This window comes from Caloranaerobacter ferrireducens (assembly GCF_001730685.1).
Taxonomy (GTDB): Bacteria; Bacillota; Clostridia; order Tissierellales; family Thermohalobacteraceae; genus Caloranaerobacter; species Caloranaerobacter ferrireducens.
This window is the reverse complement of record NZ_MDJR01000001.1, coordinates 899,568-920,035: the sequence shown is the minus strand read 5'-3', so window position 1 is coordinate 920,035 and position 20,468 is coordinate 899,568. Positions and strand designations below refer to the sequence as shown.

Genomic DNA, 20,468 nt, shown 5'->3' with positions numbered 1-20,468 from the left:
TATCCCTCACAACTTATGCAAAAATGAGTGGAAATAAATTGAAAGGAGGGCTATAAAACGAAGCTAAAGATAAAAGAAATTAGAAAAGTAAAAGGACTAACGATAAGGCAATTAGCTGAAAAAGCAGAACTATCAATTGGATATCTTTCAGAGTTGGAAACTGGAATAGGTGGGAAAACAAATCCAAGCATAAAAGTTCTCTGACAACTTGCAGAAGCTCTTGGAGTAGAGCCAGAAGAACTATTTGAATGTTAAAGAAAGGGGGATGTTATGAAACTTGCATATGAAATTCTAGTTGATGAAGCTATACGTCAAATTCAAGAAGATAAGAAAAAGCAAAAAGATAAAAAAGAAAAAATAAAGGGGGCTTTAAGATGAATGATTTAACTGTTGTTGAAAATGGGTTGATTCCTATTTATCAGAACCAAAAAGGCGAAAGACTAGTTGATGCTAGAGAGCTACATGAGTTTTTAGAGGTGAAATCTAAATTTGCAGACTGGATAAAGAACAGAATCGATAAATATGGATTCATTGAAAACTTGGATTATGTAACGGTTTCTAAAATTTTAGAAAACGGTGGTAGGACAAAAGAATACATTCTTAAAATAGACACAGCTAAAGAAATAGCAATGGTAGAAAACAATTTAAAAGGTCGCTTAGTCAGAAGATACTTCATAGAAGTTGAAAAGAAATTTAGAGAAATGCAGAAACCAACTTGTATAGAAGATGTACTTATTCAATCATTGCAGGAAATGAAGCAAATGAGGCTACAAATCGAACAGGCTAGACAAGAAATAGCAGCAACTCAAACACAGGTAGCAACTATAAAAGATACTTTAATACAACGTGATAAAAATTGGAGAGATTGGACTAACAGCAATGTTAAAAATATAGGAGCTAAACTAGGTGACTATAAACGAGCTTGGAATGAAAGTTATCAAGAATTAGAGAAGAGAGCTAGGTGTAATTTAGAGAGAAGGCTTGAAAATTATATTACTCGATTACTTGAAGCTGGAGCTACAAAAAGAAAAATCAAAAATGCATGTTACTTGGATGTAATCGAGCAAGATACAAGACTTAAAGAAATATACACTAACATAGTTAAGGAATTAGTTATCAAATACTTAGATTAACTAAGAGATTAGCGAGGAGGTGAATTAAATGTGGATCAGAAGTCAAGACAAGAAAATGTTGATTAAAGCAAATGTTATTCAAGTATGTAGTCTGGATGATGAATATACACAAATATGGGGCTATGTAAATGAAATAAGTGAACCGCAATATAACGGTTTTATTTTAGGAGAATACAAAACAGAAGAAAGAGCACTAGAAGTATTAGACGATATTCAAAATCGCATAAAAGAAGGTATTAGTATTTACGAAATGCCAGAAAAATAAGGAGGTGAATTAGATGATAAGTATCTGGGTAGCTGTGCAATTCTACAAAAGCCAGGGCATCATCACTGTAGTGCATGATGGAAAGATAGTTGGATTCAAAAGTGAGAAAAGGCCCTCTAGCTGCCACTAGAAAGGCCATATGAAAAGTTTTTAAAGAAACACTATTCAACTGTATTATATCCCAAATCGGGGTGTAATACAAGAACGGAGGAACAAGTATGTACGGAAAAACACTTTCTCAATGTCGAGAAGAACTGATTGAGTATATCAAAAGAGAAGAATCTTATCTTAACACATTAGAAATGACTCCAAACTTTTTAGAAAAGATTAAGCAAGAAGCTAGAGAGAACATTAGAAAAGCTAAACAAGAGCTTAAAGAAATTGAAAAAATATTAGGAGGTAAAGAGTATGGAAAACATTAGATTGAGTGACGAGTTCCTAACTATAAATGAGGAAGAAAAAGAAACTTGGAAGGTTACTGATGATTTATCAGCAGATTGGTGCCTGGATAAAATCAGAGAATCTAAGGCAGAGTATGAAAGATTTAGAATGGTAGCACAAGCTAAGATAGAGCAAATACAAGCTAGACTACAAGCTGAAGAAGAGAAAATGAATAGAGAAGTAGCTTTCTTTGAATCAAAGTTGAGAGAGTATTTTGAGACAGTTAAAGCTAAAGAAACAAAGACTCAAAAGAGTTATAAACTACCTTCAGGCACATTAAAACTTAAGAAGAGTAAATTAGACTTTGACTATGACAAAAATAAGTTGTTAGAAGTAGCAGAGCAACAAGGAATGAATGAATATATCAAGATTAAAAAATCATTTGACTGGTCCAGTTTTAAAAAGAATTTAGAAATTAGAGGTAATAGGATAATCAATAAAGAGACTGGCGAGATTGTTGAAATTGAAGGATTAAGAGTAATTGAAAAGCCAGAAGAGTTTAAAGTGGAGGTGTAATAAGTGGACAGTACAAGAGAATTGCAACCAGTAAATAATGCATTAAGCATAATTGATAATGTTGATATACAACAAGTAGCAGGCACAATGCAGAAAATTGCTAGATTTCAAGCTGTTATTCAGAAAACATTAAAACAAAATCATGACTTTGGAGTAATACCTGGAAGTAGGAAACCGACATTACTCAAACCAGGAGCAGAGAAAATATTGATGCTGATGGGTTTGACTAGCGAATATGAGCTTTTAGAAAAAGTTCAAGATTACGAAAATGGCTTCTTTGCTTTTACTGTAAGATGTAGATTGCTAAAAGGAGATCAACTCATTACAGAAGGATTAGGACATTGTAATAGTCGTGAAAAGAAATATCAGAGTGATAAAGTGGACCCATATACGATAGCAAATACATGCTTAAAAATGGCTAAGAAAAGAGCTCAAATAGATGCAACGCTAACTGTAGCAAGTTTAAGTGAAGTATTTACACAAGATTTAGAGGATATGGATTTGAACGGAGATGCAGTTGGCACTCAAAGAACTACATTTGATGATGAACGTACAATAAGTAAAGCTCAAGCTAAAAGACTGTTTGCTCTTAGTAATGGAGATGCAGAACTTTGCAAACGAATTATTTTGAAATACGGATATACAAAGTCAGAAGATATAAAAAGAATTGATTATGACAAGATAGCAAAAGAGATTGAAGAAGAAGCTAAGAAAGTATTTGAAGGAACACCGTTTGAGGACAAATAAAAAACCCTTAGTGGGGGCTAAGGGTTTAGGTGAACCAAGGGGAACAGGACCAAAAATTTAATATAGGCAAATTATGTGAAGTTCCCCTGTTACTATTATTATTACCGAATAATGAAAAAATATACCATTTATAACAAAAAAGTTGGTGATTAAATGAACCAAGGATGGATAAGTCTGCATAGAAAAATAGCTGAACATTGGATCTGGGTAAGTAATGAACCATTTGATAAGAGGAGTGCTTGGATTGACCTTTTACTATTAGCCAACCATGAAGATAAAAAAATACTGCTTGGCAATGAACTAGTAGAAGTTAAGAGAGGAGAGCATATAACATCAGAATATATACTTGCACAAAGATGGGGTTGGAGTAGAAAAAAGGTTCGAAACTTCTTACAACTTTTAGCTGAAGATGGAATGATAGAGAATATAAAAGAAGATAAAAAAAGAACTAGGTTAAGAATAGTAAATTACAATGATTATCAAGAATTGAGGAACCACAAAAGAACTAGCGAAGAACTAGAAAGGAACTACGAAGGAACTACAGAGGAACTACGCGGGAACCTAAACAATAATGATAATAATGAAAATAATGATAATAAGAATATATATAGTCAGAATACAACACCATACGAAAAAATAATTGAACTCTATAACAATATTTGTAAATCATTACCGCAAGTAAAAAAACTAACGGATAAACGCAAAAGAACAATAAAAGCACGGTGGAAGCAATATAACGACCTTTCTATATATGTTGAAGTTTTCAAAAAAGCAGAAGAAAGCGACTTTCTTAGTGGTAGAAGTGGAAAATGGTCTGGATGCAACTTTGACTGGCTTATTAATGAAAACAATATGATTAAGGTACTTGAAGGCAATTATGACAATAAAGAAACAAAAGAAACTATAAAAACTAGATTTCATTTTAACAACCAAAGAAGTTCTAAATATACAGCAAAGGATTTAGATGAAATTGCTAGATTGAAATTTGAGAAGAAACTAAGAGAAGTGAATTCGAGTTAAAGTTGTAATTAACGTATAAAAGAAGGTGAAAGTTTGAGAATAGGTTTAGTAGATTTTGATGGCAAAATACCTAACTTAGCATTAATGAAACTAAGCACATATTACAAACAACAAGGAGCTAAAGTATTCCTTAATGAATTTCCAAGAGATGTAGATAAAGTTTATTGTTCGGTGTTGTTTACTTGGAATAAAGAAAAAGCATTAATTTTAAGAGATGTATATAAGAATATTGAATTCGGAGGTACTGGCTGGGATATAACAAAGCATTTGCCACCAGAAGTAGAAAAATGCAATCCAGATTATGAATTATATCAAATGAAAGATATTTATAAGCGATTAGGTGGCATTATGAAGAAAGAGACTAAGATAAAAAAAGCTAAAACTTTACTTAATATGGGAATAGGCTTCACTTCAAGAGGTTGTATTAGAAACTGTGGATTCTGTTTTGTACCAGAAAAAGAAGGAAAGTTTAAACAAGTAGCCGATATAAAAGATTTAATCAATCCAAAGTCAAATGTAATTACACTACTAGATAATAACTTTACAGCAGATCCTGACATGATAGATAAATGTAAAGAAATAAAGGAAAGAGATTTGATAGTAGATATCAGTCAAGGTATTGATGTAAGGCTACTAACCGAAGAAAAGGCGAAGGCATTAAGTGAGATTAAACATCTTAGAAGTATTCACTATGCATGGGACTTAATGAGTTTTGAAAATTCAATTATAGAAGGAATAAAACTACTAAGCAAATATATAAAGCCCTGGAAGCATATGTGTTTTATGTTAGTTGGTTTTAATACAAGTTTTGAAGAAGATATGTATAGATTTAGAAGGTTAGTAGAAATGAATGTAGATCCTTATGTAATGATTTACAACAAGAAAGGTGATGCAAGACTTAAGCATTTTGCTAGATGGGTGAACGGAAGGATTTATAAGGTTTGTGAGTGGAATGAATATGAGCCATGGAAAAAAGCACAAAGACAATTAAGTTTTGCTTAACAAAAATAAGACTTAACGAAAGTGAGGGGTAAAGGTGGCAAAAATTACTTGGAAAGATATAAAGACATATCCAGAAATGAACAAATGGATTTTCGAGATAAATGGAGATAGCGATGATCCTAATAAGCAATATATGCTAAAGAGAATTTCAGAATTAGAAAAACAAGTAAAAAAACTTAGCGATATATGCAATCAATTAGAAGCAGACTATAACGAAATATTTGCATTAAATCGTGAGTTAGTGGAGGAATTAAAAGAGCAGCTAGAATTTTTAAACAACGAAGAATTTGAATGTGGTTGCGATGGCTACTATGGTTTTAGATGTGGATTATGTGAGAGAAAAAGTAAATTGAGAAGTTTGTTAGAAAGAGTAAAGGAGGTTGAGTGATGGATTATAAAAAGATGAGCATATTAGACTTAATGAATCTATTAAAAAAAATGCAAGACGAGAGGACAGATTATATTTCATTTAAGACGTTGGAAACATGAAAATAAAGAATATATAGATAAACTAAGTTACTAAATTTACAGTATGGGAGGTTTACGTAATAAATGAATGAAAGAGAAAAATTAAAGGAAGCATGGGAAAATTATATATTAGCACTTGGTAAGTCATTAAGGTTAGATAAATTTTTAAATTGGGTTATTAAAAAATTAGAAAAGAAAAAACAACAGCACTAACTATAAGTTTAGGAAGTGGTGAAATGAGAAGTATATATGATGAGATATATGATAAAACCAAAGACAGCTTAGAAGAATTAATGGACATATTAAAAGACTTATCAGAAGAAATACAAGTGAGCAGTTACATTAACAATAAAACTTCAATATACAAACCAAAGATTAAAAAATTTAGATTAAATAATAGACCAAGGCATTATAGAGCTAGAAGTAATTTACGCTAAAGCTTGATTTTTAATCGGGAGGGATAGAATGAATACTTGGTTTGGAATTGGTCGATTAACAAAAGATGTGGAATTGAGATATACACCCAATGGCAAAGCAATAGCAACAGGGACTATAGCAATATCAAGAAGATACAATCAAGAAAAAACAGATTTTATTGATATTAGAGTTTGGGGAGCATCTGCAGAAAAATATTTTGCAGAGTACGGAAAGAAAGGTAGATTGATAGCAGTACAAGGAGAGCTAAATATAGATACTTGGAAAGATGAAAACGGAAATTGGCAAAGTAGAACATATATAACTGCTTCAAATGTAAGGTTTCTAGATAATAGAAAAGATAATGATATACCAGAAGGATTTCAGTCAGTAGATGATGACAGTATACCTTTTTAAAAATTAAAAAAAGGGGGCATATAAATGGGATTGTGTTACAAGCATAGGAAATGGACAGAAGAAGACTATATAAAAATTAAAGAGATGTATCAACGAAAAGTGCCTATAGTAAAGATTGCGAAACATTTTCGAGTAACTCAAGGCACTATCAGGACTAGGTTAAAAGAAATGGGGCTATTAAAATGATAGATAAACTTTGCAATCAAATAGTGGATCTTTATTTTCAAGGACATAATCTACAAGAGCTTATATTTGGAGCAATCGATTTACTTAGAATTGAAAACATGAAAAACAATTGTACAAAAATTAGACAAGCATAAGGAGTGATTAGATGGAACTTTTGCAAAGAATTAGAGCAGTAGAAGAAGAACTAAAGGCTGCTGAGGAAAGATTAAACTTTGCAACGAATCAATTAGATATAGATTTAGCTGTAATTGATATAGATGCAGCTGAAAGAAAAAGAAATTTACTATACAAACTAGCTAAAAAGGAAGGAGTTGTCGCAAATGGATTTTAAGGAATATCAAAAGTTAGCTATGAGAACTAAAAATAAGCAACTTATTAAGGACCAACAACTATTAAATGCAGCACTTGGTTTGAATGGTGAAGCTGGAGAGTTAGCTGATGAGATAAAAAAGATATTCTTTCATGGACATGGATTAAATAAGGACAAGCTTATCAAAGAAACAGGAGACATACTTTGGTACATAGCACTATTAGCTGATGCTATAGGGGTTGATATGGAAACTATAGCAGAGAAAAACATTGAAAAACTTAAGAAGAGATATCCAGAAGGTTTTAGTTCAGAGAGGTCGATTCATAGACAAGATTAGGCGTGCTATGGGGTATGTGGCAGAGAGTTGGCAGCTCGGAGAGTCACATATCCCACACAGCACACACTTTCATTGTAGCATAGGGGTGATAGCTTGAAAATAGTTATTCCTGGTGAATTGCCGGACTTAAATCAAATTATAGAAGCTGCAAAAAGTCATTATGGTCAATATAGTAAGTTGAAAAAGCAAAACACAAATATTGTTGCTTGGGCAGCGAAAGGTAAAGGAAGATATAAAAAAATAGATTTAATAATTACCTGGTATTGCAAAGACAGAAGGAAAGATAAGGATAATATTGCAGCTGGGCTTAAGTTTATATTAGATGGCTTAGTAAAAGCTGGTGTAATTGAAAATGATGGATGGAAACAAATAAATGATTTTACTCATAGATTTAAGGTGGATAAGAAGAATCCTAGAATAGAAGTGGAGATTAAAGAGGTGAGCTAGTTGAGAATAAATTGCGAGATTGACAACATCAAGACTCTTAAAAAAGGCATGAAAATAACACTAGCAATAGGAGATAAAGAAGTTCCAAGAGTTATGAAGAATATTTACAACTTCATGGACAAGCCTATAACAATAGATTTCCTTATAGATGAGCAAAAACAAATTGAAAGAATGAAACAGATTACTCCAGAGCAACGTAAGAAAATATATGCAATGATTAGAGATATAGCAAATTGTTTCGGAGAAAATGAAGAGAATACAAAAGAAAACTTAAAAATTGAATTTATACAAAATAGCCAGTATGAAGATTTCAGTTTGAGTAATTGTAGTAAAGAACTAGCAGGTGATTTTATAGATTTTCTAATTAATTTTGCATTTGAGAATGGTATACCAATGACAGAGCATCCAATTAAAAGAGTAGATGATTTGGATAGATATCTAAAGGCGTGTTTAAGACATAGAATATGCGCTATATGTGGTAGACGTGGAGAAATACATCATGTAGATACTATAGGAATGGGAAATGACAGAAATAAAGTTAATGATAGAGATTATAGAAAGATGTGTTTGTGTAGAGTACATCATACTGAGTATCATACTTTAGGAGCAGAAAGTTTTTATAAGAAGTATCATTTACATGGTGTTATTTATGAAGAATGAGGGGGTAAACACATGATTGGTGATGTAAATAGATATTGTGTAAGAGGGGTTATTCGTTATTTAAATGGTGATATTGAAGAATTTAGAAGGTTAAGGAATATGGCTTTGCAGATTTATGAAGAAGAAGAGTACAATAGAAAATCAATTTGCACTATTGGAGAACTGACTCCAGCGTTTGTGAAGAATAAAATATATCAATTAGCAGGAAGGAGAAGAGTTTCGTGAATAAAGAAATAGCATATTTTCTTATAGGATATGCATGGGGAGTGTTTAGCTTTGCTTTATTATTGAACATATACGCCGACTATATCGACAGCAAAAGGGGAGATTAGATGACTATTGAACAAATAGAAAAAATGTTGAGAGAATATGAAGATAATAAAAGATGCAAAAATATACTGGAAATAGAACTAGAATGTATAGAAGAAACAGGAGTTAGTGCTATTGATTATAGTTTAGAAAAAGTAAGTGATACATATAAAATAAATAGACCAGTTGAAAATGGAGCGATAAAAAATATAAAAAATGCAGAAAGAAATAAGAGGATCCAAGAAGAAATAAAAATGAATATTAAATTACTAGATAGCAGAATTAAAATAATAGATGAAGCACTAAAGAGACTCAAAGAAGATGAAAGAAAGATTATTGAGAAGTACTATATAGAGAATAAAACTTATGACATGATTAAAAGAGAAATGTATTTGTCACTTAAACAGATTAGAAATAGAAGAAGATCTGCATTAGAGAAAATTAAAAACACATTCGAAATGCTAGAGCGAAACAAAAAGGTAAAGTAAAGGTAAGGTAAAGGTAAGCTAAATGTAAACTAAAATATGGTATAATTGTAGTGTGGAAAATTTCATAAGAATCCAATTCCCCCATTGGCGAAAAGGCAGTCGAGAAATCGGCTGTCTTTTTATTTTGCAAAGAAGGTGAGATTATGCAAATACATGAGTATTTGAGAAAAAAAGATATATATACATATAATTTGATAATGAAGAAGTACGGATTTAATCCAGAGAAGCAGAAGGAAGAGAAAAAGCAGAAGAAAAAGAAGAGTGGTATTGAACTTGGTGACTCTGTGCAAAACTTGATGAAGCATAGAGCTTATAAAAGACATAGAGGGGCATTAAAACAGATTAGATATGAATAAAAATTATAAAAAATATTGATTGTTTAGTATATAAAAAAGTAATAGTGGATATTATCAAAAATAGAAACACTAAAAAATTATAAAGGAGGAATATATTTATGAGTGCAAGATATGCATTTAAAAGAGAATGCCCCGAATGCAAAAGTAAAAATGTAGAACAAGTTGGTACAAGCCATAGTACAGGGAATAATTACGAAGTTTTAAAAGAAACAATGAAAAGTAGATTTAAATGTTGTGAATGCAATAACGTATTTTATATCAATGAAAAGAATTTGAAGTAGCAATAGCAGAAAATCTATTAAGTAAATATAATGATGAATAAGAGCCGAATAATCGGCTCTTTTTTCGTGCTTAAAACAAATACGAATAGCGTATAGCAATGAGGTGGTGGTATGCCTAAAAGACCAAAGAAACCATGTAATTACCCAGGATGTCCAGAGTTAGTTGAAGGAAACGAAAGGTATTGTGATAAACATAAATACTTAGCAGAAAAAGAAAAAGCAGATAGAAACAAATACTATGATAAATATATAAGGAATGTAAGAGATAAGAAATACACAGAGTTTTATCACAGCAAAGAATGGGAGAAAACAAGAAGGTTAGTATTGAGTAGAGATAAAGGTCTATGTCAGCACTGTTTAAAAGAAAATAAAATTGTTTTTGCAGATGTTGTTCATCATATAGTAGAACTCAAACAAGATTGGAGCAAAAGACTAGAACTTGATAATCTTATCAGTTTATGCCATGAATGTCACAATAAAATACATTCCAAAGATACCCCCCATACTTAAAAAGCTAGAAAGGTGCTTTTCAGAACCGCGCGGGCAGCCTTTTTCACACAAAATTCGTTTTTTAACTAAAAAGGGGTAAAGTGAGGTGATAAAGTGGGAAGAAAAGCTAAGCCAATAGAACTTCATATTCTACAAGGCAATCCTAATAGATTAACTAAATCACAGATAGAAGCAAGAAAAGAAGCAGAAGCAAAACTTAAACCTAAGGCAGATAAAGTAAAAGCTCCTAAATGGCTTAGCAAGGAAGCGAAGAAGGAATTTAATAGGATTGCTAAAGAGCTTCAAGAAATCGGATTGTTAACAAATGTAGACATAGACATGCTGGCTGCTTATTGTGATGCTTATACCGAATACCAAAAATGCACGAAGATTATTGAAGAAGAAGGGCTCATGGTAGAATACACAAACAAAGCGGCTGAAACTAACAAAGTCCCACATCCACTTTTAACAAAGAAAAAGCAGTTATTTGAACAAATGAAAAGTATAGCAGGAGAATTTGGACTAACTCCTTCTGCTAGAGCTAAATTAGCAATTCCTAAACAAGAAAAAGAAGTTGATAGATTTGAAGAGTTATTCGGATAGTGTTACACAATATTGTTATGATGTTTTGGAAGGCAAAGAAATAGCAGGAGAGTTAGTCAAACTAGCATGCAAAAGGCATTTAAGGGATTTAGATAGGCAAGGTGCGGAAGAATTTCCGTATATTTTTATACCTGAAAAAGCCGAGAGAGTGTTCAAATTCTTCTCTTTTTGCAAACACACTAAAGGGAAATTGGCAGGTCAACCAATAAACTTAGAGCCTTTTCAAAAATTTATAATAGGTTCTATATTTGGTTGGGTCCATAAAGATACAGGGTTAAGAAGATATAGAAAAGCTTATGTGCAACTTGGCAGAAAGAACGGTAAGTCAACAATACTTAGTGGAACAGGCTTATATATGCTAATGGCAGATGGAGAAGAAGGAGCCGAGATATATTCTACTGCCACTAAAAAGGATCAAGCAAAAATAGTTTATGATGACGCCAAAAACATGGTTATCAGGTCAAAAGATTTAAGTAAGAGACTTAAACCTAATAGAGATATGATATATCATGAGAAAACTAACAGCAAATTTGTACCGTTAAGTAAAGACACTAAGTCCTTAGATGGACTTAGCCCATATTTAGGAATAATAGACGAGTATCATGCACACCCAACACCAGAAATGTATGATGTAATAGTGTCAGGTATGGGGCAAAGAACACAGCCACTTTTGTTTATCATTACTACAGCTGGATTTGAACTTAATTATCCATGCTATAAAGAATATAAATATTGCTGTCAATTACTAGATGGCACACTGAAAAATGAAGAATACTTTGTTTATATAGCACAACTTGATAAAAATGATGATTATAGAGATGCAAATGTGTGGATTAAAGCGAATCCACTATTAGCAAAAACAGAAGAAGGCATGAACTATCTTAGAGGAGAACTCAAGATAGCTTTAGATATGCCTGAAAAGCTAAGAAATTTTCTAACCAAAAATATGAATATTTGGGTAGATGAAAAGGATAATGGTTATATGGATATGAAAAAATGGCGAGCATGCAATAAAGAATTACCAAACCTTGAAGGTAAAGAATGCATAGTAGGGGTTGACCTTTCGTCTAAAATAGACCTTACAAGCGTAACTGCAGAATTTCCATTAGAAAATGGAGAATATGCAATTATTTCACATTCTTTTATACCTGAAAATGCGATAAGAACCAAAGAAATTAAAGACAAAGTACCTTATTCATTATGGATTAAGCAAGGATATATAACTGCGACACCAGGGGATATAGTAGACTATGAATTTGTAAAGCAGTATATTAGAGATTTAAACGTTAAATACAAGGTAAAAGAAATATGTTTTGACCCTTGGAACGCTACACAGTTTGCAACCGATATGATGAATGAAGGTTTTGAATGTGTCGAGATAAGACAAGGATATAAAACACTTTCAGAACCGACTAAAAACATAAGAGAATTGGTATATCAAGGCAAAATAATACATGGTAATAACCCTGTTTTAACATGGGCTGTTAGCAATGCAGTTACAAAGCAGGACCCAAACGAAAATATTATGCTTGATAAGGCAAAATCGACTAATAGAATTGACCCTATTGCTTCATTAATCAATGCACATTCAAGAGCAATGCTTTATATGAGAGAAAAAGATGTAAACGAGCATATTTTAAGTGATGATTTCTCCTTCTAAAATATTCTAAAATATGGTAAAATTAATATAAAAATATAGAAGGGGGAATATTTTGTGGGATTATTTGGGAATAAAGAAGAAAAGAAGCAAAAAGAAGCTGAAGAACTTATGAAAAGGTATAAATTAAATAATATTGATGAAAAAGATTTAGAAATGATTAAAGAAATTGCAAATGATTTAGCTGGAACAGGATTATTGAAAGCAGGTATGGCTTTTTCATTTGCTAAAGCCGAAGAACAAGCAAAAGTTAGTTATTTATCAGCTTTAGTTAAGCAAAATTGGATTATAATAAGAAAACTTGATGAAATCAGTAAAAAACTTGACAAATAGCACTCGTAAGAGTGCTTATTTTTAAGGGTGATAATATGAAAATAATTAAAATTATAAGCAATTTCATAGAAGATGTGTTTGTTATTAGTGGTTTAAGTTTAATAACTTATGCCACTTTTTTAATATCTAAAATTGCTGCAATTTATGTTTTAGGTACTATTTTATTACTAATTGGCTTACTATTAAGCGTAAAAGCCTCCAAATAACTTAGAAGGGAGGTGAAAAGTTGATATTTAGAAATTTATTTGAAAAAAGGTCCACATTAGCACAGCCAGATCAATGGCTTATAGACATATTTGATGGTGGAGTTACTACAAGTGGAGAAACAATTACTCCATTAAACTCATTAGAAATAGCAACTGTCTATGCTTGTATTAATATTAAAGCTAATGCGGTTGCTAAACTTCCATTTCAAGTGTTTAAACGCACAAAAGATGGAAGAATACGAGAAAAAAATCATAATGTAGTCAGATTAATTGAAAAAAGACCTAACCCATATCAAACACCATTCCTTTTTAAACATACTTTATGTGTTCACCAAAATTTATGGGGAAATGCATACATTTGGATGGAATTTAAGGGGAAAAGAATTGAAAATCTTTGGATATTAGACCCTTCACAGACTGAAATTTATGTAGATGAAAAGGGCAGAATTTGGTTTTTAACTAAGATAAGAGATAAAAACTACAAGCTCCATTATGACGAGGTAATACACTTGCCTTACCTAACTCCTGATGGTATTGCTGGTAAAAGTCCTATTCAAGTAGCTAGAGAAACATTAGGTATTATGAAGGCTAGTCAAAAATTCATAGGTAGCTTTTACAAGAATGGAACATTATCTTCAGGGATTATAAAAACTAAACATCAATTAGGCAAAGATGCTAAAGACAAATTAAGGGCAGCATGGATAAGTGCTAATAGTGGAATTGATAATGCAATGAAAGTTGCTATACTTGACAGTGGACTTGAATATCAGCCAATAAATACTATGCCACTACAAGATGCAGAATTTATTGCTACTCAAAAATTTAATGTGGCCGAAATAGCTAAAATATTCAATGTTCCACTTCATAAACTAGCAGAGCTTGATAGAGCTACTTTTAGCAATATTGAACAGCAGTCTATGGATTTTATACAAGATTGTATCCAACCAATTGTTATAGCTTGGGAAGAGGAATTTAATTACAAGCTATTTAGTGAGCGAGAGCAAGGAAAATATTATGTTAAGGCTAATCTTACATCTGCTTTGAGGGGAGACTCTGAAAGTAGAGCGAAATACTATAAAGATATGATTCAATTAGGAGTTTACTCAATAAACGAAGTAAGAGAGCTTGAAGAAAAGGATTCAATAGGAGAATTAGGAGATAAGCACTTTGTAAGCCTGAACTATGTGCCACTTGATAAGATGGAGGATTATCAAATGGCTAAGGTTGGGAAAGGAGGTGAGGGTAGTGGAGAAAAAGGAAATTAGAAGTTTTATTATCGATAAATTAGAAATAAGAAAAAGTGATGATAATAATTCAATGACTGTAGCTGGATATGTAACAAAATTTAATACTAGAAGCAAGCTTATCTGGGGAGAATTTTACGAAAAGGTTGCAAAAGGTGCTTTTGCTAGGTCTTTGGAAGAAAATATTATAAAAGCACTTTGGAATCATAGAAGCGACTTTGTTTTAGGATCAACTAAAAATGGGACTCTAAGGCTTAAAGAGGATGATGTGGGCTTGTATTTTGAATTGGACCTACCAAATAGCACTTGGGGTAAAGATGCTTATGAAAGCATAAAACGTGGAGATGTTGATGGAGTGTCATTTGGCTTCTATGTGAGAAAAGACAAATGGGAATATATCAAAGAAGAAGATGTATATGAAAGGACACTTCTTGATGTAGATTTATTTGAAATAAGTCCAACACCTTTCCCTGCTTATCCTGAAAGTGAGGTTGCAAAAAGGTCTTTAGAAGAATTTAAGAAAGAAATTAAAAATGAAAAGGACCTTGATTTAAGAAAAAGAAAATTAAGTCTTGAATTAGAGCTTATTTAAAGGCTCTTTTTTTAATACAAAAATTAAAGAGAAATTGAAGGAGGAATATGTTATGAACAAGAAAATTAGAGAAATGCTTGATAAATTAGAAGAAATGAAAACAGAAGTAAGAAGTCTTATGAACGAAGATAAGGTTGAAGAAGCTGAAAAGAAAATGGAAGAAGTGAGAGCATTGCAAAAGAAAATTGAACTTGAAAAGCAGTTATTAGAGGAAGAAAAAAGAGAAATTCCAGAAGTTGATGAAGTAAAAGAAGAAAGAGAAGAACAAAACCAAGAAGAGGAATATAGAAATGTATTCTATAAATTCATTAGAGGAACAGAAATAACTCCTGAAGAGAAAAGGGTACTAAGTGTAGGAACAGCAGCATCAGGTGGATACACAGTACCTCAATCATTCCAGAAGAAATTGATTCAGAAATTAGAAGAACTAAACATAATGAGAAAACTTGCGAATGTAATCAGAACTGATTCTGATACAGACATTCCAATAGTTGTTTCTCATGGTTCAGCAGCATGGACAGCTGAAGGCGCTGCTTACAATGAATCTGATGAAACATTTGGACAAATTACTATTAAAGCTTATAAACTTACTAGGATCATTAAAGTTACAGAAGAATTGCTTAACGATTCAGCTTTTGATTTAGAAAATTATTTAGTAAATGAGTTTGCAAGAAGTATAGCAAAAGCAGAAGAATCAGCTTTTATAAATGGTGATGGTACTGATAAACCAGAAGGTGTATTTGTAGGAGCAGATGTTGGAGTAACTGCAGCTAGTTCAAGTGCAATTACTGCAGATGAAATAATTGACTTATATTATGCATTACCAAGAGCATATAGAGATAAAGCAGTATGGATTATGAATGACGCTACTGCAAAAGCTATCAGAAAGCTTAAAGATTCTAATGGCGACTACTTATGGGAAAAAGGATTCGGTTCAGAGCCAAATACAATACTTGGTAGACCTGTTTATACATCAGAGTTTGCTCCTACATTCGGTGTAAATGCTAAAGTTATAGCTTTCGGAGATATGTCATACTATACAATAGCTGATAGACAAACTAGAAGTTTCCAAAGATTAAACGAGCTATATGCAGCAAATGGACAAGTAGGTTTCAGAGTTTATGAAAGAGTAGATGGAAAATTAACATTATCAGAAGCCGTAAAAGTATTACAAATGGCAGCAGTATAATAACATAATTTAGGGTATGGGTTTTCAAACCTATGCCCTTTTAATATATAGGAGGGATAACGTGAAGGTAGAAATACTTAAAAATATAGCAGGGATAGATTTTAGTTATTCAGAAGGCCAAATAGTAGATATTAAAAAAGAATTGGCAGAGGATTTAATAAGAGCAAATTATGCTAAACCTATAGAAAAAAAGAAAAAGAAATAGGGTGATAAAATGTTGACCCTTGATGAAGTAAAAGAATTTTTAAGAATAGATATTAACTTCACAGATGAAGATACTTTATTAAATGCATTGATACAAGCAAGTGAAGGTTATATTTATAATGCTACAGGTTTAAATAGTACAGATATAACTGATACAAACCAAATTGAGCTTTATAAATTAGCTCAAAAACTGCTTATAACTCACTGGTATGAAAATAGGGAAGTAGTAGGAAAAGCAGATAAATTAGCTTTTTCATTAGACAGTATTTTAACCCAAATACAATATATAATTTAGGTGATCTTATGAATGTAGGATTATTAAGGGATAGAGTAACAATACAAAATTATGTTAGAATTCCAGATGGATACGGTGGTTATACTGAAACTTGGCAAGATGTCGCTACGGTATGGGCTAATATTAAGCCTTTAAGGGGTAGAGAGTTTTTTCAAGCACAGCAAATTCAAAGCGAAGTAACTCACAAAATCACTATTCGTTATACAGATGCAGTTAATATAACTAGCAGAATAAAGTACAAAAACAAAACTTTTGAAATCAAGAGCATTATCGACATAGACAATAGGCACAGATTCTTAGAAATTATGTGCATTGGAAGTGATTAAATGGCACATAAAGGATTTTATATTGATGTAGAAAATGTAGAGCAAACTATAAGAGAAATAGGTCTTTTTGAGATTCAAAAGAAAGAGAATATAAGAAAACTAGTTAAAAAAACAGCAAGAAAAGTAGTGAAAGAAGCTAGAAAAAGATTTAAATTTAATAGCCCAGATACAAAAGCAAGTATAAAGGCTAAATATTTTAACTATGGATTGATGGCAACTGTAAAACCAAGATTACCAAAAGGATGGAAAGCTCATTGGTTTGAATATGGTACAAAAGAAAGATATACAAAATCAGGCAAATATACAGGGGAAATGCAAGGGAAACCATTTATGGGACCAGCTGAAGAAGTAGTTAGACCAGAATATTTAGCAGAATTAATAAAAGAGGTGAAAAAGTGAGTGCAATATTAAAAGTGCAAAAAGCTTTATATGATAAATTATCTACTTATACACCTTTGACAAGTAAAGTTGAAGGTGTTTTTGATTATGTTACTGAAAATCAAAAAATGCCATATGTAGCACTTGGCGAAATAATAGCTACACAATATGGTACTAAAATTACAAAAGGAGAAGAAATAGTACAAACACTATACATTTTCAGTGAAGCAAAAGGAAAAAAGGAAACAGAAGAAATTATTAATGAGATTGATAATGCTTTAGGTGAAGATTTGATAATCGAAGGGCATGAAAGCCATTTACAAGTTATAGACAGTATTGAAATTTTTAACGAAGGAACATATATACAAGGAGTCTTAAAGTTAAGAATAAAGGTCATGGAGGTGTAGTTTGTGGCTAAAGGTGTAGATTTTGTAATCAAGATAGAGGATAGTGGTAATCCTGGTACTTATATTCTTCTGGGAGGACAAAGAGGTGCAACTCTTAACAGAAGTACTGAAACAATTGATGTTACAACTAAAGACAGTAACGGATGGCGAGAAAGTGAAGCTTCAATAAAAGAATGGTCAATCGAAGCAGATGGGCTTTTAATTGAATCTGATACTGCATATAGTCAACTAGAAACTGCATACATGAATGGAACTAAAGTTAAAGTTGAGCTTAATACTGCTGGTGGAAGCAAATATACTGGAGATGCAATAATTACAGATTTCCCAATAGAAATGCCATATGATGATGCAGCAACTTACTCAGTTACTTTACAAGGTACAGGTCCATTAACAAAAGCATAAAAGAGGTGATTAGATGAAAAAGAGTGTAGCAATTGAATTGGATAAAGTCAGGAACTTAAGATATGGAATAAATGCACTTTGTCAGTTGGAAGATATGTTAGGGAAACCTATTACAAAACTCCAGAACGAAACAGGAATAAAAGAGTTTCGAGTTATACTTTATTGTGGTTTGATTTGGGAGGACAAAACACTAACATTAGAAAAAATAGGAGATTTAATGGATGAAGCTATTACAGAAAAGGGAATTGATTATATAAATGATAAAGTATCAGAAGCCTTAGAATTGGCTTTAGGAAACAATAAAAAAAAATAGATGATGAAGAACCTTTAAGTTTTGAGGATATGTTTAAATTAGCAACTGGCTATTTAGGCATATCCTCATTTGAATATTATGAGTTAACTCCTAGAGAACTTGAGCTTATGTTTGAAGGATATACCGAGAAATACAAAAACGAGCTTGAAATGTACTGTATAGCCACAAAAGTGGCTATTTTTAATGCAATGAAAGGCAAGAATCACAAATTATTTAGCAATAACAATGAAAGCAAGTTAGTTGACATAGAGGAAAAGAAAAAACAACTTGATGAACTAAAAAGGATTTTCACCTAAAAGGTGGTGATGAGTTGGCATTAGTAGTAAAAATAGGAGCAAATTTAAGAGATTTTGAAAGAAAAATTAAAAAAGCAACAAAGGATATCAGATATGTAAGCAATAAATTAAATGATGTTGGTAAGAGTTTAACTACAAAAGTGACATTACCAATAATGGGTGTTGGCGTTGCAGCAGCTAAAATTGGAATGGATTTTGATTCTGCTATGTCAAAAGTAAGAGCTATTTCAGGTGCAACAGGAGAAGAGTTTGAAAAGTTAAAAGAAAAAGCTAAAGAAATGGGTGCAACAACAAAGTTTAGTGCTTCTGAAAGTGCTGAAGCCATGAAATATATGGCTATGGCTGGTTGGGATACTACTCAAATACTTGAAGGTTTAGATGGTGTAATGATGCTTGCAGCAGCAAGTGGAGAAGATTTAGCAACTGTATCAGATATAGTAACAGATGCACTTACAGCTTTTGGCATGAAAGCAAGTCAAGCTAATCAATTTGCTGACCTTTTGGCAAAGACATCATCTAGTGCAAACACAAATGTATCAATGCTTGGTGAATCTTTTAAATATGTAGCTCCTTTATTCGGCTCATTAGGTTATAGTGCGGAAGATGCAGCTTTAGCATTAGGACTCATGGCTAATGCAGGAATTAAAGCAAGTCAAGCAGGTACAACATTAAGAGGAGCCATTTCACGTATGCTTGACCCTTCAAAAGAATCAGCAAAATTAATAGAGCAATTAGGATTGACATTTACAGACAGCGCAGGTAATATGCTTCCATTTAAAGATATAATGGACCAATTAAGAGAAAAATTTGCTAACCTAACAGAAGAGCAAAAAGCTCAATACGCTTCAACTATATTTGGTAAAGAAGCTATGAGTGGTATGCTTGCTATAATTAATGCAAGCCAAGAGGATTATCAAAAACTAACAGAGGCAACTAGAAATTATAACGGTGCAGCAAAAGAAATGTCAGATATTATGCAAGATAACTTACAAGGTCAAATGACAAAGCTTAAAAGCGCATTAGAAGGTGCTGCTTTATCAATATATGAGGTACTCAAGCCTTCTATTGAAGCAATAATAGCAAAAATTCAGGAATGGACAGATTGGTTTAATAATTTAGATAAAGGTACACAAGAAATGATAGTAAAAATAGGTCTTTTAGTTGCAGCTATTGGACCTGTGTTGATTATAGTAGGTAAAGCAATAGCTCTATTTGGAAAATTAAAGGCTATTTTAACACTTCTAGGAGCCACTATAGGAGGATTATCTGCTCCAGTTTTAATAACAATAGGCGTTATTGCTGGATTAATTGCAATAGGCGTAGCTTTATATAAAAATTGGGATACTGTAAAAGCGAAAATATTAGATGTTTGGAACAGTATAGTAACAGGAATAAAAGGAGCTATAAACAAGATAATAGGTGCTATTAATGGCATGATTAGAGGAATGAATAGAATTAAATTTTCAATACCTAAATGGGTTCCAGTTATAGGTGGCAAAAGTTGGGGATTTAACATACCACAAATTCCAATGCTTGAGGAAGGTGGAATAGTAACTAAACCTACTCTTGCAATGATAGGTGAAGGTGGAGAACATGAAGCAGTTATTCCACTATCTAAATTAGATAGGTATAACAATAGAGGAAACATTATTCAAGTAATACTAGATGGAAAAGTAATTCAAGAATACGTTGACAACGGACTTGGTGGCAGAGTTCTAACAATGGCAGGTGTTTAGT

General features: G+C 32.1%; 39 protein-coding genes. All 39 read left to right on the top strand.

The genetic code is table 11. The annotated features are described in order from the left end of the window. The first annotated feature begins 69 nt into the window (after window positions 1–69). The 39 genes from BFN48_RS12905 (at window position 70) to BFN48_RS04450 (ending at window position 20,467) form a co-directional block, all read left to right on the top strand. Window positions 70–204 (top strand): helix-turn-helix domain-containing protein, encoded by a 135-nt coding sequence (locus BFN48_RS12905; RefSeq protein WP_083238803.1) that lies wholly within the window; start codon window positions 70–72, stop codon window positions 202–204. Window positions 205–374: 170 nt separating this feature from the next. Beyond that, entirely contained in the window at window positions 375–1,133 is a 759-nt protein-coding gene (locus BFN48_RS04610) for an antA/AntB antirepressor family protein (RefSeq protein ID WP_069649667.1), read from the top strand. 28 nt (window positions 1,134–1,161) lie between these two features. Further along, window positions 1,162–1,398, top strand: a complete 237-nt coding sequence (locus tag BFN48_RS04605) for a hypothetical protein (protein ID WP_069649666.1) — start codon at window positions 1,162–1,164, stop codon at window positions 1,396–1,398. A 218-nt stretch (window positions 1,399–1,616) separates the two neighbouring features. Beyond that, the gene (locus tag BFN48_RS04600; protein ID WP_069649665.1) at window positions 1,617–1,820 is read left to right on the top strand and encodes a hypothetical protein; all 204 of its coding nucleotides are present in this window, start codon (window positions 1,617–1,619) and stop codon (window positions 1,818–1,820) included. Continuing rightward, window positions 1,807–2,355 carry a host-nuclease inhibitor Gam family protein gene (locus BFN48_RS04595; RefSeq protein ID WP_069649664.1) on the top strand — a complete coding sequence of 183 codons (549 nt, stop codon included), beginning with the start codon at window positions 1,807–1,809 and terminating at the stop codon, window positions 2,353–2,355. The genes BFN48_RS04600 and BFN48_RS04595 overlap by 14 nt, the downstream gene beginning before the upstream one ends. 3 nt (window positions 2,356–2,358) lie before the next feature. Continuing rightward, window positions 2,359–3,102 (top strand): hypothetical protein, encoded by a 744-nt coding sequence (locus BFN48_RS04590; RefSeq protein ID WP_069649663.1) that lies wholly within the window; start codon window positions 2,359–2,361, stop codon window positions 3,100–3,102. A 153-nt stretch (window positions 3,103–3,255) separates the two neighbouring features. Continuing rightward, window positions 3,256–4,122: a hypothetical protein gene (locus BFN48_RS04585; RefSeq protein ID WP_069649662.1), complete on the top strand. Its 867-nt coding sequence runs from the start codon at window positions 3,256–3,258 to the stop codon at window positions 4,120–4,122. Window positions 4,123–4,155: 33 nt separating this feature from the next. Beyond that, entirely contained in the window at window positions 4,156–5,124 is a 969-nt protein-coding gene (locus tag BFN48_RS04580; RefSeq protein WP_069649661.1) for a radical SAM protein, read from the top strand. A gap of 34 nt (window positions 5,125–5,158) precedes the next feature. Next, a complete protein-coding gene (locus BFN48_RS04575) occupies window positions 5,159–5,512 on the top strand; it encodes an SH3 domain-containing protein (protein ID WP_069649660.1) in 354 nt (117 codons plus the stop codon). A 164-nt stretch (window positions 5,513–5,676) separates the two neighbouring features. Continuing rightward, complete coding sequence (locus BFN48_RS12760) at window positions 5,677–5,805, top strand: hypothetical protein (RefSeq protein WP_278287295.1); 129 nt, start codon at window positions 5,677–5,679, stop codon at window positions 5,803–5,805. A 23-nt stretch (window positions 5,806–5,828) separates the two neighbouring features. After that, window positions 5,829–6,029, top strand: coding sequence for a hypothetical protein (locus tag BFN48_RS04570; protein WP_069649659.1), 201 nt, complete (start codon window positions 5,829–5,831; stop codon window positions 6,027–6,029). Window positions 6,030–6,057: 28 nt separating this feature from the next. Beyond that, window positions 6,058–6,423: a single-stranded DNA-binding protein gene (locus tag BFN48_RS04565; protein ID WP_069649658.1), complete on the top strand. Its 366-nt coding sequence runs from the start codon at window positions 6,058–6,060 to the stop codon at window positions 6,421–6,423. Window positions 6,424–6,447: 24 nt separating this feature from the next. After that, the gene (locus tag BFN48_RS12400) at window positions 6,448–6,609 is read left to right on the top strand and encodes a hypothetical protein (protein ID WP_176718813.1); all 162 of its coding nucleotides are present in this window, start codon (window positions 6,448–6,450) and stop codon (window positions 6,607–6,609) included. Then, on the top strand, window positions 6,606–6,743 hold the full coding sequence (locus tag BFN48_RS12395) for a hypothetical protein (RefSeq protein ID WP_176718812.1): 138 nt from the start codon (window positions 6,606–6,608) through the stop codon (window positions 6,741–6,743). The genes BFN48_RS12400 and BFN48_RS12395 overlap by 4 nt, the downstream gene beginning before the upstream one ends. 11 nt (window positions 6,744–6,754) lie before the next feature. Next, window positions 6,755–6,940: a hypothetical protein gene (locus tag BFN48_RS04560; protein WP_069649657.1), complete on the top strand. Its 186-nt coding sequence runs from the start codon at window positions 6,755–6,757 to the stop codon at window positions 6,938–6,940. Next, complete coding sequence (locus BFN48_RS04555; protein WP_069649656.1) at window positions 6,930–7,256, top strand: nucleoside triphosphate pyrophosphohydrolase family protein; 327 nt, start codon at window positions 6,930–6,932, stop codon at window positions 7,254–7,256. The genes BFN48_RS04560 and BFN48_RS04555 overlap by 11 nt, the downstream gene beginning before the upstream one ends. 93 nt (window positions 7,257–7,349) lie before the next feature. Continuing rightward, window positions 7,350–7,703, top strand: coding sequence for a RusA family crossover junction endodeoxyribonuclease (locus tag BFN48_RS04550; protein WP_069649655.1), 354 nt, complete (start codon window positions 7,350–7,352; stop codon window positions 7,701–7,703). Further along, window positions 7,704–8,363, top strand: coding sequence for a putative HNHc nuclease (locus BFN48_RS04545; RefSeq protein ID WP_069649654.1), 660 nt, complete (start codon window positions 7,704–7,706; stop codon window positions 8,361–8,363). It abuts the gene before it with no gap. Window positions 8,364–8,375: 12 nt separating this feature from the next. Continuing rightward, the gene (locus tag BFN48_RS04540; protein WP_069649653.1) at window positions 8,376–8,588 is read left to right on the top strand and encodes a hypothetical protein; all 213 of its coding nucleotides are present in this window, start codon (window positions 8,376–8,378) and stop codon (window positions 8,586–8,588) included. Between the two features lie 107 nt (window positions 8,589–8,695). Then, on the top strand, window positions 8,696–9,160 hold the full coding sequence (locus BFN48_RS04535; protein ID WP_069649652.1) for a sigma factor-like helix-turn-helix DNA-binding protein: 465 nt from the start codon (window positions 8,696–8,698) through the stop codon (window positions 9,158–9,160). A 143-nt stretch (window positions 9,161–9,303) separates the two neighbouring features. Further along, window positions 9,304–9,516 (top strand): hypothetical protein, encoded by a 213-nt coding sequence (locus tag BFN48_RS04530; protein WP_069649651.1) that lies wholly within the window; start codon window positions 9,304–9,306, stop codon window positions 9,514–9,516. 98 nt (window positions 9,517–9,614) lie between these two features. Continuing rightward, on the top strand, window positions 9,615–9,797 hold the full coding sequence (locus BFN48_RS04525) for a hypothetical protein (protein WP_069649650.1): 183 nt from the start codon (window positions 9,615–9,617) through the stop codon (window positions 9,795–9,797). Window positions 9,798–9,908: 111 nt separating this feature from the next. Then, window positions 9,909–10,307 (top strand): HNH endonuclease, encoded by a 399-nt coding sequence (locus BFN48_RS04520; protein WP_069649649.1) that lies wholly within the window; start codon window positions 9,909–9,911, stop codon window positions 10,305–10,307. A gap of 93 nt (window positions 10,308–10,400) precedes the next feature. Continuing rightward, on the top strand, window positions 10,401–10,889 hold the full coding sequence (locus BFN48_RS04515; RefSeq protein WP_069649648.1) for a phage terminase small subunit P27 family: 489 nt from the start codon (window positions 10,401–10,403) through the stop codon (window positions 10,887–10,889). Next, a complete protein-coding gene (locus BFN48_RS04510; RefSeq protein ID WP_141706113.1) occupies window positions 10,870–12,549 on the top strand; it encodes a terminase large subunit in 1,680 nt (559 codons plus the stop codon). The genes BFN48_RS04515 and BFN48_RS04510 overlap by 20 nt, the downstream gene beginning before the upstream one ends. 54 nt (window positions 12,550–12,603) lie before the next feature. Continuing rightward, window positions 12,604–12,879 (top strand): hypothetical protein, encoded by a 276-nt coding sequence (locus BFN48_RS04505; protein ID WP_069649647.1) that lies wholly within the window; start codon window positions 12,604–12,606, stop codon window positions 12,877–12,879. 11 nt (window positions 12,880–12,890) lie between these two features. Next, window positions 12,891–13,085, top strand: coding sequence for a hypothetical protein (locus BFN48_RS12390; RefSeq protein WP_176718811.1), 195 nt, complete (start codon window positions 12,891–12,893; stop codon window positions 13,083–13,085). Between the two features lie 20 nt (window positions 13,086–13,105). Then, a complete protein-coding gene (locus tag BFN48_RS04500) occupies window positions 13,106–14,350 on the top strand; it encodes a phage portal protein (protein ID WP_069649646.1) in 1,245 nt (414 codons plus the stop codon). Then, on the top strand, window positions 14,331–14,921 hold the full coding sequence (locus BFN48_RS04495) for an HK97 family phage prohead protease (RefSeq protein ID WP_141706112.1): 591 nt from the start codon (window positions 14,331–14,333) through the stop codon (window positions 14,919–14,921). Before BFN48_RS04500 ends, BFN48_RS04495 begins: the two co-directional genes overlap by 20 nt. Window positions 14,922–14,973: 52 nt before the next feature. Next, window positions 14,974–16,110, top strand: a complete 1,137-nt coding sequence (locus BFN48_RS04490) for a phage major capsid protein (RefSeq protein ID WP_069649644.1) — start codon at window positions 14,974–14,976, stop codon at window positions 16,108–16,110. A gap of 61 nt (window positions 16,111–16,171) precedes the next feature. Further along, the gene (locus tag BFN48_RS12385) at window positions 16,172–16,315 is read left to right on the top strand and encodes a hypothetical protein (protein WP_176718810.1); all 144 of its coding nucleotides are present in this window, start codon (window positions 16,172–16,174) and stop codon (window positions 16,313–16,315) included. Window positions 16,316–16,324: 9 nt separating this feature from the next. Then, on the top strand, window positions 16,325–16,609 hold the full coding sequence (locus BFN48_RS04485; RefSeq protein WP_069649643.1) for a head-tail connector protein: 285 nt from the start codon (window positions 16,325–16,327) through the stop codon (window positions 16,607–16,609). Between the two features lie 8 nt (window positions 16,610–16,617). Further along, the gene (locus BFN48_RS04480; protein WP_069649642.1) at window positions 16,618–16,935 is read left to right on the top strand and encodes a phage head closure protein; all 318 of its coding nucleotides are present in this window, start codon (window positions 16,618–16,620) and stop codon (window positions 16,933–16,935) included. Continuing rightward, window positions 16,936–17,334: an HK97-gp10 family putative phage morphogenesis protein gene (locus BFN48_RS04475; protein ID WP_069649641.1), complete on the top strand. Its 399-nt coding sequence runs from the start codon at window positions 16,936–16,938 to the stop codon at window positions 17,332–17,334. Beyond that, window positions 17,331–17,720: a DUF3168 domain-containing protein gene (locus BFN48_RS04470; protein WP_069649640.1), complete on the top strand. Its 390-nt coding sequence runs from the start codon at window positions 17,331–17,333 to the stop codon at window positions 17,718–17,720. The genes BFN48_RS04475 and BFN48_RS04470 overlap by 4 nt, the downstream gene beginning before the upstream one ends. Before the next feature lie 3 nt (window positions 17,721–17,723). Then, entirely contained in the window at window positions 17,724–18,122 is a 399-nt protein-coding gene (locus tag BFN48_RS04465) for a phage major tail protein, TP901-1 family (RefSeq protein WP_069649639.1), read from the top strand. A 13-nt stretch (window positions 18,123–18,135) separates the two neighbouring features. Next, window positions 18,136–18,435 (top strand): hypothetical protein, encoded by a 300-nt coding sequence (locus tag BFN48_RS04460; RefSeq protein ID WP_069649638.1) that lies wholly within the window; start codon window positions 18,136–18,138, stop codon window positions 18,433–18,435. Window positions 18,436–18,464: 29 nt separating this feature from the next. Beyond that, window positions 18,465–18,731 (top strand): hypothetical protein, encoded by a 267-nt coding sequence (locus BFN48_RS04455; RefSeq protein ID WP_069649637.1) that lies wholly within the window; start codon window positions 18,465–18,467, stop codon window positions 18,729–18,731. A gap of 14 nt (window positions 18,732–18,745) precedes the next feature. Further along, window positions 18,746–20,467 carry a phage tail tape measure protein gene (locus BFN48_RS04450; protein ID WP_069649636.1) on the top strand — a complete coding sequence of 574 codons (1,722 nt, stop codon included), beginning with the start codon at window positions 18,746–18,748 and terminating at the stop codon, window positions 20,465–20,467. Window position 20,468 lies beyond the last annotated feature (1 nt).

Excerpts from the sequence above, each read along its gene's own strand:
- BFN48_RS04585 (WP_069649662.1), top strand. The coding sequence starts at position 3,256 with ATGAACCAAGGATGGATAAGTCTGCATAGAAAAATAGCTGAACATTGG.
- BFN48_RS04480 (WP_069649642.1), top strand. The coding sequence starts at position 16,618 with ATGAATGTAGGATTATTAAGGGATAGAGTAACAATACAAAATTATGTT.
- BFN48_RS04570 (WP_069649659.1), top strand. The coding sequence starts at position 5,829 with ATGAGAAGTATATATGATGAGATATATGATAAAACCAAAGACAGCTTA.
- BFN48_RS04520 (WP_069649649.1), top strand. The coding sequence starts at position 9,909 with ATGCCTAAAAGACCAAAGAAACCATGTAATTACCCAGGATGTCCAGAG.
- BFN48_RS12400 (WP_176718813.1), top strand. The coding sequence starts at position 6,448 with ATGGGATTGTGTTACAAGCATAGGAAATGGACAGAAGAAGACTATATA.
- BFN48_RS04490 (WP_069649644.1), top strand. The coding sequence starts at position 14,974 with ATGAACAAGAAAATTAGAGAAATGCTTGATAAATTAGAAGAAATGAAA.
- BFN48_RS04565 (WP_069649658.1), top strand. The coding sequence starts at position 6,058 with ATGAATACTTGGTTTGGAATTGGTCGATTAACAAAAGATGTGGAATTG.
- BFN48_RS12760 (WP_278287295.1), top strand. The coding sequence starts at position 5,677 with ATGAATGAAAGAGAAAAATTAAAGGAAGCATGGGAAAATTATATATTA.
- BFN48_RS04535 (WP_069649652.1), top strand. The coding sequence starts at position 8,696 with ATGACTATTGAACAAATAGAAAAAATGTTGAGAGAATATGAAGATAAT.
- BFN48_RS04555 (WP_069649656.1), top strand. The coding sequence starts at position 6,930 with ATGGATTTTAAGGAATATCAAAAGTTAGCTATGAGAACTAAAAATAAG.
- BFN48_RS04475 (WP_069649641.1), top strand. The coding sequence starts at position 16,936 with ATGGCACATAAAGGATTTTATATTGATGTAGAAAATGTAGAGCAAACT.
- BFN48_RS04610 (WP_069649667.1), top strand. The coding sequence starts at position 375 with ATGAATGATTTAACTGTTGTTGAAAATGGGTTGATTCCTATTTATCAG.
- BFN48_RS04460 (WP_069649638.1), top strand. The coding sequence starts at position 18,136 with ATGAAAAAGAGTGTAGCAATTGAATTGGATAAAGTCAGGAACTTAAGA.
- BFN48_RS04525 (WP_069649650.1), top strand. The coding sequence starts at position 9,615 with ATGAGTGCAAGATATGCATTTAAAAGAGAATGCCCCGAATGCAAAAGT.
- BFN48_RS04485 (WP_069649643.1), top strand. The coding sequence starts at position 16,325 with ATGTTGACCCTTGATGAAGTAAAAGAATTTTTAAGAATAGATATTAAC.
- BFN48_RS04605 (WP_069649666.1), top strand. The coding sequence starts at position 1,162 with ATGTGGATCAGAAGTCAAGACAAGAAAATGTTGATTAAAGCAAATGTT.
- BFN48_RS04540 (WP_069649653.1), top strand. The coding sequence starts at position 8,376 with ATGATTGGTGATGTAAATAGATATTGTGTAAGAGGGGTTATTCGTTAT.
- BFN48_RS12395 (WP_176718812.1), top strand. The coding sequence starts at position 6,606 with ATGATAGATAAACTTTGCAATCAAATAGTGGATCTTTATTTTCAAGGA.
- BFN48_RS04600 (WP_069649665.1), top strand. The coding sequence starts at position 1,617 with ATGTACGGAAAAACACTTTCTCAATGTCGAGAAGAACTGATTGAGTAT.
- BFN48_RS04560 (WP_069649657.1), top strand. The coding sequence starts at position 6,755 with ATGGAACTTTTGCAAAGAATTAGAGCAGTAGAAGAAGAACTAAAGGCT.
- BFN48_RS04455 (WP_069649637.1), top strand. The coding sequence starts at position 18,465 with ATGTTTAAATTAGCAACTGGCTATTTAGGCATATCCTCATTTGAATAT.
- BFN48_RS04530 (WP_069649651.1), top strand. The coding sequence starts at position 9,304 with ATGCAAATACATGAGTATTTGAGAAAAAAAGATATATATACATATAAT.
- BFN48_RS04595 (WP_069649664.1), top strand. The coding sequence starts at position 1,807 with ATGGAAAACATTAGATTGAGTGACGAGTTCCTAACTATAAATGAGGAA.